Below are 12,837 nucleotides of genomic sequence, written 5' to 3' on the forward strand. Positions count from 1 at the left end.
GGCAAAAATTACTGGGTATTAGTGTAATATATTTCCGATTTAAAATGAAAGTAAATAAGAGTTACCTCATCAGTGTTATACTTCCTTGTGTAGTGTAGCTTGTTCCATCGTTCAATTCTACTTCTACATTATACGCATAAATACCAACGTCGGCTGGTAAACCATTAAAAGTGCCGTCCCAACCATTGGATGCTACCGAAGGAGCAATGTTTTCTTTCCAGAAAATTACTTCGCCCCATCTATCAAAAACCTTCATGTTTTTAATTTGCTTTACACAGCCTGATGCGAAAGTATAAAAAGTATCATTTTTGCCATCATTATTGGGCGAAAAGGCATCTGGAATAAAAACCAAACCACAACTTCTTACAGAAATATTTGCCACTTTTACTTTCTCGCAAGCTTTTCCATCTAAACTACTGACATAAACAGAATACTGCCGACTTGATGATGGTTTAGCCCAAGTATCAGCACAATAACTACAGCTTAAATCTGTGGCAGGCAGCCATGAATAAAGATAATTTCCAGTATTTGTTACAATGGCTTTGAGTAAAACGCTATCACCAGTGACAATATTAAAATCCTGATTTTGTAATGAAACATCAAAATCAATTACTTTCAGATTGGTCGTAACAACGCTGTCGCATTGGTTTACGTTTTTAATGATTGTTGTGTACAAACCTGTACTATTATAAACTTCAGTGCCAACTTTAAAGGTAGTTCCAGCACAAATGGCAATGTCTTGACTTTTTGTGAGTAAAGGATTTACAGTAAGATTCAAGGTAATTGTACTATCGCAAATATCAGTTCTTTGTATATTTTCAATAAATGTTCCACTGGTTTGATACTCTCTAGTACCTAAAGTATATTTTTCCCCTTCACAAATCTTTGCATTAATGTTATTGTAGGCATGTTGATACTTGATGGTATAATCAAGTTTTAATTCACAAGAAGCATCTAAACTTGATTGGGGAAGTATTCTTACAGAATATTTATCGTCCAATTTAGCTAATACTTTGATGGAAGAAGTAGTTTCGCCGTTACTCCAAGTATATTTTTCAAAACCTTGAGGAGCACTCAATACCATATAACCATTTTCATCTGGACAAGCCGCTGTTGGTTTTACTTCAGATTTCAAACATTGTGCATCAAAATAGGCGTAGCCAAAATGTCTTCTTTCGGTACAGCCATGAGCTGTTACTTCAATATTGATTTTTTTACCAAGATAACTTAGTAGGTTAATTGACCCAATAGTCCAATTACGATATTCAATATTTCCACTGTTGTTATAGCTTTGAATACTAAAATTTGAAGCTGTTCCTGATCTTGATAATTGAATATTGAAATTGCTACAAGTCAATGGATTGCCATCTTCATCAGTAATTTGGATATTGAATCTAGGTTTTTGAGCGTCAGTGTGAGAATTATCATTTTGAAGGATAACCGCAAATTTATATTGAAATAAAGAATTATCTTGAGTAACTAAAAAAGAGGTTTTTAAACGATGATAATAACCTCCTGAATTTGCATCATCAGTATTTCCTAGTCGAATAGCAAAATTACTTCCGGGAGCAACCATCGGAATTTTTTCATTTGTTACTTTAGGGTCATTTCCGTTACCAATACTTGTTATTTGATAAATACCGCCAGGTTCTTCAGGACCATAGATGGTTGAAGTACCTCCATTACTTATTTTGCCAGTGGTCACAGTCCAACCACTTATACTTCCTAGTTCAAAACCAATATTTGTGCAGTCAGTTTGTGCAAAACTGCTGAAATTCAAAGACACGAAAAGGATACTAAACAATAAAAATTTCTGCATTTCAGTGGATTGGTGAAAATCTTTAATGAAAAAAATATTGCATAAATTTTCAGGAAATAGCAAGTAGTTATCGTTTAACAGATGACGAGATTCTTATGAGCGTAATTGGGGGAGTAGTTATTCTGTAAGACAGGGGATTAATGCAGAACGTTGCATCAAAGAAGCAGATTTACTTAGCAGGATAAAGATAAAAAATGTATTGCTTAGTTTTATTACTTGAACCTAATAATTAGCTTTAAAAATTACAAATTTTTCAGTTCGGTTTATGACATACTTTAATATTGACAGCAATAAGAAAAATACTTTTGATGCCATCGTGATTGGTTCAGGGATTAGCGGAGGTTGGGCAGCTAAAGAATTGACAGAGAAAGGGTTAAAAACGTTGGTGTTGGAACGAGGAAGAGACGTTAAACATATTAGTGATTATCCAACTGCGATGATGAATCCGTGGGAATTTGAACATCACGGGAAAATACCTTTGGCTCTTCATGATGAATATAAAATACCAAGTAGCCATTATATTTTTGGAGAAAGTACACTACATTTTTTAGTGAAAGATGCCGAACAAGAATATGTTCAGGATGCACCATTTACTTGGATGCGTGGATACCAAGTAGGAGGAAGGTCGCTACTTTGGGCAAGACAAACCCAACGTTGGAGCAACTTAGATTTTGAAGGACCAGCTCGTGACGGTTTTGCCGTAGATTGGCCAATTCGCTACGCTGATATTGCACCTTGGTATAGTTATGTTGAAAAATTTGCTGGAATTACTGGTAATAAAGATGGCTTGCCCGAATTACCAGATGGAGAATTTCTAGCTCCGCACGAAATGTCTTGTGTTGAGAAACATTTCAAGCAACAAGTATCAAAAAATTATGGAAAGGGGCGCCATGTAATTATTGGTCGAGCGGCGCATCTTACTGAAACAAAAGCGATTCACGACAAACAAGGAAGAACAAAATGTCAACATCGTACCATGTGCGAAAGAGGTTGTCCGCTCGGAGGATACTTTAGCAGTAATTCTTCCACAATTCCTTGGGCTGAAAAAACGGGAAATCTTACCTTACGTCCGCATTCAGTGGTGCATTCTATTATTTATGATGAACAAAAAAGTAAAGCGACTGGCGTAAGAGTAATTGATGCCATTAGTGGTGAAATGACGGAATTTTATGCAAAGATTATTTTCTTGAATGCTTCTGCTATTAATTCAAACCTGATTTTATTGAATTCTATGTCAAATCGTTTCCCCAATGGATTAGGAAATGATAATGGTTTACTGGGCAAATACATCGCTTTTCATACTTATCAAGGAAGAATTTCAGCAGAATTTGATGGTTTGCTAGATTCAACGACAGACGGAAGAAGACCGAATGCAAGCTATGTTCCAAGATTTAGAAATGTTTTTAAACAAGAAACAGATTTTTTAAGAGGTTATGCGGCGGGTTTTTCAGCTTCAAGAAATTCTGTTCAATCTTTTGATGAAATGGGCGAAAATCTGAAAAGTAAATTATTGAGTAACGAATTGGGATTATGGCAAGTTGGCTCACACATGATGGGCGAAACCATTCCAAAAGAAGAAAGTGCTGTTCAATTAGACAAAAATTTGAAAGATAAGTATGGTATTCCACAGTTAAGAATTTCAGTAAAATTTGATGAAAATGACCGCAAAATGATGAAAGATTTTCATGAACAATTTTCAGAAATGTACACCAAAGCAGGTTTTACCAATATTCAGTTGCATGAAACCCACCGAATGCCCGGTTCCGAAAATCATGAAATGGGAGGAGTAAGAATGGGAAAAGATCCGAAAACGTCTTTATTGAATAAATGGAATCAGCTCCATACTTGCAAAAATGTATTTGTGACCGATGGGGCTTGTATGACTTCCACAGCCACGCAAAATCCTTCGCTTACTTATATGGCACTCACTGCAAGGGCTGTTGATTATGCTGTAAAACAAATGAAGGCTTTTAAGCTGTGAGCTTTATAGCTTTGAGCTATAAGCGACGAGCTTTGATATTAGCTGTCAGCTTTGAGTATTCGTCCTTATTATTAACTTAAAACTTATCGCTCATGGCTCAATGCTCATAGCTCCAAAAAAATGACTCCAAACTCTCGTCGTACTTTTCTTAAAAATACTTTAGCTTTTGCCAGTTTGGCGATGCTTGAAACTTCTTTGGATTTCAAGAAAGTAAAACCTTTATTGTCATTTTCAACATTGGGTTGTCCGAATTGGTCGTTTGATACCATCCTGAAATATGCAGTGGAAAATGCTTATGATGGGATTGAAATCCGAGGAGTTCAGCGACAATTGGATTTAACAAAATGTCCAGAATTTTCTGCTTTAAATATTGCGACAACAAAAAAGAAGGTTGCTGATAACAAGCTAAAAATTGTGGATTTAGGTTCTTCCGCAGAATTACATCATGCCGATTTAAGTAAAAGAAAAGCACAATTAGATGAAGCCAAACGATTTATTGATTTAGCAGCTAAGCTAGATTGTCCTTTTGTCAGAGTATTTCCAAACGATTTACCTAAAGACCAAAAAGATGAAGAAACCTTAGATTTAATCATCAAAGGTTTACTAGAACTTGGTGATTATGCCAAAGGTTCATCAGTTTCAGTTTTGCTTGAATCTCATGGCAAAGTAATTCAAGCAGATACTTTGCTAAAAATCATGAAAGCCTCTGAACATCCAAATGTTGGTATGATTTGGGATATTTTTAACATGTGGTCGATTACGAAAGAAAGTCCAACTTTTGTCTATCAAAAGCTCCATCCATATATCCGTCATACACATATTAAAGATGCTAATTTGGTCAATGGAAAAGAAGAATATGTACTTTTAGGGAAAGGCGAAACGCCCATTGCGGAGGCAATAAAGGTTTTATTCAAAGGTGGTTACAAAGGTTATTACAGTTTTGAATGGGAAAAGCTTTGGCACCCTGAAATTCAAGAGCCAGAAATCGCTATTCCAGATTTTCCAATGTCCATTAAAAAGTACTTTTAATGATGTAGTTTAGGGTTTTCGATATGATATAATTTCAAGAAATGCTTTTTGTTAATTCTGTAAATAGAATGTTGTAAAGTATTGATGATATAACTGACTCCAATTAAACTAGCACTAATCACAACAATGGTAGAGTTTATCTTTACCGATGGCTTACCGATTTGGTTCAAGACATCGAATGAAAATAGAAAGACGCCTGCTCCACCCAAAGCACTCACACCTTTCATTCCTAGCACTTCCTTTTTTCCACCAGTATAAATCTTTTTTATATCCTTGAATTTTACTTCTTGAAGATCAAAAATAGAATGTTGGTTTTCGTAAGGGAAGTAAAAGAAGGAACTATCAGTCAATTCGATAATTTTCAATTGTTGTTTTTTCTTTGTCGAAAACGATTTGAAAGTAATATAACTACCTTCATGAAAATGTACATTTCTGGTTTTGCCAGTCATTTGTAAAGTGAGGCAGCGAAGCACCTGCTTTTTATCAGGAAGTTTTTGGGAGAAAAGATTAGCGATTTCAAAAAATGTGCAAAAAAGTAAAAGAAAATTTTTCATAGTTGTGAGCAATTAATGTTTTGTTTGAGAACGAGCGGCGAGATATTGTATTTTTGAAATGATAAATATTAAGATTTTTTAACATTTGTTCATGGAGAATGAAGTACTTAATGGAAAACTATAAAAACGATATTTCATTTGTATATTTGTATTGATGCTATTCTATTGGTTTTGTAGAAAAGTTTGACAAAATGATTAAGAGCCAAATATTATTCTGTAAAACTTAATAAAGCCAATTAAAATAATTATTTTTGGGTTCTTTTATCCAAAAAATCAGTGAAATAAGTTTTTAACAAGAAAAAATTAAACTATGTCAAGTTTATCTTCTCAAAAAGGTGTATTGCACGGAGATGCAGTGCAAGAGCTCTTCGAAATCGCTAAAAAGCACCAGTTTGCTTTACCAGCCGTAAACGTTACGGGAACAGATACAGTAAATGGCGTTTTAGAAGCAGCAAAAGCCGTAAATTCACCAGTAATTATTCAGTTCTCAAACGGAGGTGCTCAGTTTTACGCAGGTAAATCATTACCAAACGGAAAACAAGAAGCTTCAATTGCAGGTGCTATTTCAGGTGCTCACCACGTTCACCAATTAGCAGAAGTTTATGGTGTTCAAGTAATTTTACATACTGACCACTGTGCTAAGAAATTGTTACCTTGGTTAGACGGTTTGTTGGACGCTGGCGAGAAGTTTTATGCTTTACATGGTAAGCCATTGTTCTCTTCACACATGATTGACCTTTCTGAAGAACCAATCGAAGAAAACATTGAAATCTGTAAAACATATCTTGAGAGAATGGCTAAATTAGGCATGACTCTTGAAATTGAATTAGGTGTAACAGGTGGAGAAGAAGATGGTGTTGATAATTCAGACGTAGATTCTTCAAAATTATATACTCAGCCTTCTGAAGTAGCTTATGCTTATGAAGAATTGAGCAAAATTTCTCATCGTTTCACAATTGCTGCGGCTTTCGGAAACGTACACGGTGTTTATAAGCCAGGAAACGTGAAGTTATCTCCAGTAATTCTTCATAATTCTCAAGAATTTGTGAAAGAAAAATATGGTTTAACTGCTGAGAAACCAATCAACTTTGTATTCCACGGTGGTTCAGGTTCTTCTCGTGAAGAAATCCGTGAAGCACTTTCTTATGGAGCAATCAAAATGAACATTGATACAGATTTACAATGGGCATTCTGGGAAGGTATTTTAGGATACTACAAAGCGAAAGAAGGTTATTTACAAGGACAAATCGGTAATCCAGAAGGAGAAGATTCACCAAACAAGAAATATTACGATCCACGTGTTTGGTTACGTAAAGGTGAGGATACTTTTGTAAGCCGTTTAAAATTAGCTTTTGAAGATTTGAATGCAGCTAATGCAAATCAATACTTATAGTAGTTTATGAGTTTAGAGCTCAAGGTTTATGAGTTTAAAGTGTATGAGTTTATAGTTCAGTAATTACAGTATAATTTTTAATTAGTTCAAAGATTATGAATAAAGCTGTATAAGTTATTCTTTTGAATAGTTACACACTCAACTCATAAACCTTGTACTCATAAACTTTAAACTTAAAAAGAAGTCAGATTTCGTCACAATGAAATCTGACTTCTTTTTTTATGGATAATTTTTGAATCTCGTTATGGATATTTAGAAAAATATCCATAACTTTGCACCCCAATTAAAGAGCAATTATGTGACTGGGCAATCTGTATGAAGCAAGCAATTGTTTATCAGACCTTTAAAGTTACCGCTGGTTGTCTTTTGGATAAATTATTTAAGAATTTAACAGCAAAATAATCAAGAAATGAACGAGTTAATTAAATTCGTAGAAGCTGAAAATGCTGCACGCCGTGCAGAGTTGCCCGAGTTTTCAGCAGGTGATACCATCAATGTTTACATTAAAATCCGTGAAGGAGCTAAAGAACGTATTCAGGTATTCCAAGGAACTGTAATCCAACGTCGTAACAGCGGTGCTGGTGAAATGTTTACAGTACGTAAAATTTCAAACGGTATCGGTGTTGAGAAAATCTTCCCTTTATTATCACCAAACATCGAGAAAATCGAAGTATTGCGTAAAGGTAAAGTACGTCGTGCAAGATTATTCTATCTACGTGGAAAACAAGGTAGAGCTGCAAAAGTTAGAGAATTGGTTAAGAAAAAATAATCATACTGATTTTTCAATAACAAAAAAGGTCGTTCAATTGAACGACCTTTTTTGTTGCTATCTTGAGAAGCTTAGAAAAATATACCAAAGCTTACAACACCTTTCAAATAGCTATTTTTGATAATGGCAGAACTAAAGCTATTAGTATTACTCAAAACGTAAGGATTAAATGCTTGGGTTGTTTCTGCATATAATCCAGTAAAATCAACATAAAAATCGCTGGTACGAAACCCGAGCCCTGTTGAAAAAATTAGCGTTGAACGATTGATAGCATTTGAACCTTGATCAAAATTAAATGAATATGGACTTGGTTGGTAATTTACACCAGCTCTTAAACTTACCATGCTCATTACTCTATATTCAGCACCTACTTTTAAATTGAAAACATTTTTTAAATCTCTTCGTAATTTTTGAGTATAATAGTCCAAGTCGTCAGCTAAATATTGGTCATTGGTTGTGGTACTCATTTTAGTACTTGTATAAGCTAAATATTCAACATCTGCTGAAATAAAACCTTTTTTAGCAAAGAAAATGGCCATACCAATGTTCGCTTTTAAAGGAGTTCTTAATTGATAATTATCGCTAAATGGTGTTGTTGTCAGCAAAGGGACATTCGTTAAATAGCGTGAACCATCTTTTTCCAGAATTCCGTACCCTGAACTTTTCAAACGATTAATAATTCCAACCGTTTCATTATCAGTTCCATTTGGCAATACTACTCCTAAGCCTGTTTTTCCCGCATTAGCGCTATTTACATCTGCTTTTAAACTTGAACTTAAGGTTTCGTCAATATCATACCATGTAGGTGTTGTGATGGATGCTCCAAAACGAATTGTTTCATTGGGTTTGATGATTGCTCCGAAAGTTAAGTTAATTCCACTACCACTTGTCGAATAAAATTTTGATTGAGTAAGCCCGTTGAAAGCAGTATTGTTAACATACTGTTCGCTGTATTGTGAGCGAGTTTCATATCTAAAACTTGGAATACCTAATGAAAATCCAATATATGTTTTTTCGTTAGGCGTGCCACCATAAGCAATAGTCCATTGGCTTGAACGTCCTGTTGATTCAAATGAATATTTCTGATCTGAAACAAAAGACTGTTCTGTTGCATGAAAACTCTGTGGATTATTTTGGTCAGGACTAATTAAAAACGACCAATAGTACAGATTTCTCGTTAAATCAAAATTTGGTGTTTGTCCAACAGCATCAACAAAATCACCAACGCCTAAATTATAGTCACCAGCTTCTCTACTTACTTGTTGGGCAAAAGCATCGGCTATAGAGCTTGTATTATTTCTGTCACCAAACTTAATATTGTTGTAGAAAGTATTTTGACGAGAGTAGTTAATCGACCATGACCCTCTCCAACCTTCTTTGTACTGAGGCTGACTTCCACCAAACACAACACCAATATTAGCAATGTTGAAATTACTTTCACTCGCCTTTGTATTAGTACTGATATAATTAGAATTATTAGAAGTATTTTGAAAAGCAGGAGTGAAGTTAAATTCGGAACGAGTATAAAAGCCTAAACCTGCTGGGTTTCCTGAGGCTGAACCAATGTCTGCCCCTAATGCAGCATGGTTTCCACCTAATGCCTGAAAACGTGCCGAACCTGTAGGAGCGGTTTGTCCGAATAATTTTGCTAAAGCGTCGAAATTATTGTCTTGTGCATTTGCCGATAAAATTGTAAAAATCGAAAATGCAGAAATTAGACGAATAGGGATTTTCATATCTAATAAATTTTAAGATGTTATTGCTTTATTGGATAAACAATTTAATCGAGATTAAGTAAAGTAATTTGTAAGATAAATATAAGACAGTCATAATTACAAATGCCCTCATTTCTTTTGAAGAATCTTTTCAAGAAAACGTTAAAAAGCCCCACAAAGTACATCTCTGTGAGGCTTATTGTGAATCATAAAAACTGAAACGATTTATTAACGTGGACCACGAGACCCGCCAGAACTCGAACCGCCACTACTGCTACCACCGCTAGAACTACCGCCACTTGAAGAACCTCCCCATGATGATGAGCTTGTTGTTCTACTAGCATTATTCGACGAAGAGTTATTGTTCGACCAGTTCCAAGAGCTATTATTAGTACTACGGTTAGTAGAAGTATTGCTTCCAGACGAACTTGAAGAGTTGTAATTCGTAGCTCTTTGAGGGCGTGAATAATATCCATCGTTACTATTGCTAGAATAACTTGAATTTGTTCTTGCACCTCTTTGGCTTCCAGAAGCACCATTGTTGTTATTAAAGTTACCGTTGTAAGACGACTGAGAGTAAGACTCACGAGTACGTTTTACAGGAGCTGTATAGCCACCATTTGAATAACCACTATTGGCACCTGTAACTACTGAGCCATAACCGTAATTATTATAGACATAAGTATTTCCGTAACCTCTGCTACCATAATAATTATATCCCCAAGGGTCGTAATAACCACTGTAACCGAACGGACTATAAGCGAAAGAGTTATATCCCCAAGGACTATAGCCAAAGCCAGAATATAAACCATATCCCCAACGGCTACCACCCCATGCCCAAGAATCGTAAGCGTAAGGTGAATAGTATGGACTATAACCATAACCAAATGGACTCCAAGCACTATATCCGTATCCTAAACCAAATGTTATACCAGGGTTGTTATACCAATTATTCACACCATAGTTATTGTAATTGTTGTAATTACTATAAGGTGTTTGATTTTGGTAATAACTACGAGAATTCATCCAATTTTGAGAGTAATACTCATCAGTACTTTGGGTATTATTGTTACTGCCTCTATATTCAGGATTGCGATTTGCATATTCTTCTTCTGTTTCAGAATAATACAGGCTTTCTTTACTGAGTAATGAAGCAGGGCGAGCTTCACTAGCAGAAGCGTAGAGATCATCATAGACCCCTGAAGAAGACGATTTTGCGACTTGTTTTGAGGAGCTACATCCCCAAACAGCACTTATCAACACTAGGGCTGAAAAGAGTTTGATGGATTTTTGAATGTTCATGTCTTTATCGTTTAAGATTCTTGTTAATGATTTAGGTAGATGATTTTAGTACTAAATACTGGAAATCCAGACTAGAAACTAAAAACAAGAAACAATCAGCTTAATTTTTTGTGTCAAACTTACAACAAAAACTTATCTTTGCAACAAGTTAGCTACGTCATTAACAAAATTATTTCTTGGAAAGTTTCAATATAAAATATTGATAATGAGATTGTAATTGGCAAAATTAGCCATTTTATCCATGACAATTAATAAATTAATTACCCCTATTCAAGAACGTAAATAATGGCGAATAATTATTTATTTTTTCAATTACCAATTTATACGAAATGAGCAAAAGCCTACCAAAACGTAGCGAAAATTATTCTGAGTGGTATAACGAACTCGTGAAAAGGGCTGATTTAGCCGAAAACTCTGCTGTGCGTGGTTGCATGGTGATAAAACCTTATGGCTATTCAATCTGGGAAAAAATGCAACGTGCTTTAGACGATATGTTTAAAGAAACAGGACATACCAATGCCTACTTCCCTTTGTTTGTCCCAAAAAGCTTGTTTGAGGCAGAAGAGAAAAATGCTGAAGGCTTCGCCAAAGAATGTGCCGTTGTAACTCACTATCGTTTAAAAAACAATCCTGATAAGCCTGGGAAATTGATGGTTGACCCTGAAGCTAAACTTGAGGAAGAACTAATCGTTCGTCCTACTAGTGAAGCGATTATCTGGAGTACTTATAAAAACTGGATTCAGTCTTATCGTGATTTACCTTTATTAATTAACCAGTGGGCAAACGTTGTTCGTTGGGAAATGCGTACTCGTTTATTCCTTCGTACTGCTGAATTTCTTTGGCAAGAAGGTCACACAGCACATGCTACTCGTGAAGAAGCAATTGCAGAAACGGAACAAATGCTGCACGTCTATGCCACTTTTGCAGAAGAATTTATGGCAGTGCCAGTAATTCGTGGAAAGAAAACGGCTAATGAACGCTTTGCTGGTGCTGATGATACTTATTGTATCGAGGCAATGATGCAAGATGGTAAAGCATTACAAGCAGGAACTTCGCACTTTTTAGGGCAAAATTTTGCAAAAGCATTTGATGTGAAATTTGTGACTAAAGAAAACAAGCAAGATTATGTTTGGGGAACTTCATGGGGCGTTTCTACTCGTTTGATGGGTGCTTTAATTATGGCGCACTCAGATGATGAGGGTTTAGTACTTCCGCCAAAATTAGCACCAATTCAAGTAGTGATTGTGCCAATCTTTAAAGGAGAAGAGCAATTGAATTTAATTTCTGAAACGGTTCTTCCAATCGTAAAAGAGTTAAAGAAGAGAGGCATCTCTGTTAAATTTGATAATTCAGATAAACAGTCTCCCGGTTTTAAATTTGCTGAATATGAATTGAAAGGTGTGCCTGTAAGATTAGCCATCGGAGCAAGAGATTTAGCCAATGGTACCGTAGAAGTAGCTCGTAGAGATACAAAAGAGAAAAAAACTTATGCTATCAGCGACATCGTTGAAACTGTAAGTAGCCTTCTTGAAGATATTCAGACTAATATCTATCAAAGAGCTTTAAACTTTAGAACAGAGAATACACATCAAGTAGATACTTGGGACGAGTTTACTAAGATTTTGGAAGAGAATCCGGGATTTATTTCAGCACACTGGGATGGAACACCTGAAACTGAAGAGAAAATCAAAGAGCTAACGAAAGCCACTATTCGTTGCATTCCTTTAGATGTTGTGGAGGAAGAAGGTAAATGTATCTTGACAGGTAATCCTTCGTCTAAGAGAGTAATCTTTGCAAAATCATATTGAGATAACTTTCGCTTTAAAATAATTAGCCCTCAGTTTTCAAGAAAGCTGAGGGCTTTTTTCTTAGACGGATTGTTCTTGTCTTGTAGAATAAAATAACTTTAATGACTTATCTGATGTAGCGCTTGCTTAGATTTTAGGTGTTTTTTACGTTTCTCTTGGTTAATTGAAAGCCTTTGGTGTGAAATGGTTCTTAGCATTCCCACCTTTATTTTAACTTTCAACGCAATCGTTTCTGACTTGAAAGTGTTCTTCCCTCTCAAGAGTTCCTCAGTTATTTTAATCGCTAGGATTTCAACTGCTTCGATATCTAAAGTGGTTATAGTGCTTAACATCGACGTAAAAAATCTTTATATGATAAGATGTAACTTACAGATAATACTTTAAACAAGGGATAATCGAACTGTGTATGAGTTTGGGTATGTTAGTAATATAATTCTGAATTTTTGATTTTGCTTATTGTAATCGTT

9 protein-coding genes are annotated in these 12,837 nt (G+C 35.3%); 5 read left to right on the top strand and 4 right to left on the bottom strand.

What is annotated here, in order from left to right; all coding sequences use genetic code 11:
* Positions 1-61: 61 nt before the first annotated feature.
* On the bottom strand, positions 62-1,819 hold the full coding sequence (locus VB798_RS00375; protein WP_323254782.1) for a T9SS type B sorting domain-containing protein: 1,758 nt from the start codon (positions 1,817-1,819) through the stop codon (positions 62-64).
* Between the two features lie 265 nt (positions 1,820-2,084).
* Here VB798_RS00375 and VB798_RS00380 point away from each other — a divergent pair, with 265 nt between their 5' ends.
* Both VB798_RS00380 and VB798_RS00385 read left to right on the top strand, forming a co-directional pair.
* Complete coding sequence (locus VB798_RS00380) at positions 2,085-3,800, top strand: GMC family oxidoreductase (protein WP_323254784.1); 1,716 nt, start codon at positions 2,085-2,087, stop codon at positions 3,798-3,800.
* A gap of 120 nt (positions 3,801-3,920) precedes the next feature.
* A complete protein-coding gene (locus tag VB798_RS00385) occupies positions 3,921-4,829 on the top strand; it encodes a sugar phosphate isomerase/epimerase family protein (RefSeq protein ID WP_323254786.1) in 909 nt (302 codons plus the stop codon).
* Here VB798_RS00385 and VB798_RS00390 read toward each other — a convergent pair.
* Positions 4,826-5,383: a hypothetical protein gene (locus VB798_RS00390; RefSeq protein WP_323254788.1), complete on the bottom strand. Its 558-nt coding sequence runs from the start codon at positions 5,381-5,383 to the stop codon at positions 4,826-4,828. The genes VB798_RS00385 and VB798_RS00390 overlap by 4 nt on opposite strands.
* Positions 5,384-5,693: 310 nt before the next feature.
* On the opposite strand from VB798_RS00390, the gene fbaA reads away from it, so the two are divergent.
* The gene (gene fbaA, locus VB798_RS00395) at positions 5,694-6,776 is read left to right on the top strand and encodes a class II fructose-bisphosphate aldolase (protein WP_323254789.1); all 1,083 of its coding nucleotides are present in this window, start codon (positions 5,694-5,696) and stop codon (positions 6,774-6,776) included.
* A 409-nt stretch (positions 6,777-7,185) separates the two neighbouring features.
* Positions 7,186-7,545, top strand: a complete 360-nt coding sequence (gene rplS, locus VB798_RS00400) for a 50S ribosomal protein L19 (RefSeq protein ID WP_323254791.1) — start codon at positions 7,186-7,188, stop codon at positions 7,543-7,545.
* A 71-nt stretch (positions 7,546-7,616) separates the two neighbouring features.
* Here rplS and VB798_RS00405 read toward each other — a convergent pair whose 3' ends face one another.
* Both VB798_RS00405 and VB798_RS00410 read right to left on the bottom strand, forming a co-directional pair.
* Positions 7,617-9,281 carry a hypothetical protein gene (locus tag VB798_RS00405; RefSeq protein WP_323254793.1) on the bottom strand — a complete coding sequence of 555 codons (1,665 nt, stop codon included), beginning with the start codon at positions 9,279-9,281 and terminating at the stop codon, positions 7,617-7,619.
* A 207-nt stretch (positions 9,282-9,488) separates the two neighbouring features.
* Positions 9,489-10,562, bottom strand: coding sequence for a hypothetical protein (locus VB798_RS00410; protein ID WP_323254795.1), 1,074 nt, complete (start codon positions 10,560-10,562; stop codon positions 9,489-9,491).
* A 329-nt stretch (positions 10,563-10,891) separates the two neighbouring features.
* Here VB798_RS00410 and proS point away from each other — a divergent pair, with 329 nt between their 5' ends.
* Positions 10,892-12,370: a proline--tRNA ligase gene (proS, locus tag VB798_RS00415; RefSeq protein ID WP_323254797.1), complete on the top strand. Its 1,479-nt coding sequence runs from the start codon at positions 10,892-10,894 to the stop codon at positions 12,368-12,370.
* Positions 12,371-12,837 lie beyond the last annotated feature (467 nt).

The organism is Arcicella lustrica (assembly GCF_034930985.1).
GTDB classification, from domain to species: Bacteria; Bacteroidota; Bacteroidia; order Cytophagales; family Spirosomataceae; genus Arcicella; species Arcicella lustrica.

What these genes read in the sequence shown, in the direction of transcription:
- VB798_RS00375 (WP_323254782.1), bottom strand. Translation starts at nt 1,819, where the DNA reads ATGCAGAAATTTTTATTGTTTAGTATCCTTTTCGTGTCTTTGAATTTC.
- VB798_RS00380 (WP_323254784.1), top strand. Translation starts at nt 2,085, where the DNA reads ATGACATACTTTAATATTGACAGCAATAAGAAAAATACTTTTGATGCC.
- VB798_RS00385 (WP_323254786.1), top strand. Translation starts at nt 3,921, where the DNA reads ATGACTCCAAACTCTCGTCGTACTTTTCTTAAAAATACTTTAGCTTTT.
- VB798_RS00390 (WP_323254788.1), bottom strand. Translation starts at nt 5,383, where the DNA reads ATGAAAAATTTTCTTTTACTTTTTTGCACATTTTTTGAAATCGCTAAT.
- fbaA (WP_323254789.1), top strand. Translation starts at nt 5,694, where the DNA reads ATGTCAAGTTTATCTTCTCAAAAAGGTGTATTGCACGGAGATGCAGTG.
- rplS (WP_323254791.1), top strand. Translation starts at nt 7,186, where the DNA reads ATGAACGAGTTAATTAAATTCGTAGAAGCTGAAAATGCTGCACGCCGT.
- VB798_RS00405 (WP_323254793.1), bottom strand. Translation starts at nt 9,281, where the DNA reads ATGAAAATCCCTATTCGTCTAATTTCTGCATTTTCGATTTTTACAATT.
- VB798_RS00410 (WP_323254795.1), bottom strand. Translation starts at nt 10,562, where the DNA reads ATGAACATTCAAAAATCCATCAAACTCTTTTCAGCCCTAGTGTTGATA.
- proS (WP_323254797.1), top strand. Translation starts at nt 10,892, where the DNA reads ATGAGCAAAAGCCTACCAAAACGTAGCGAAAATTATTCTGAGTGGTAT.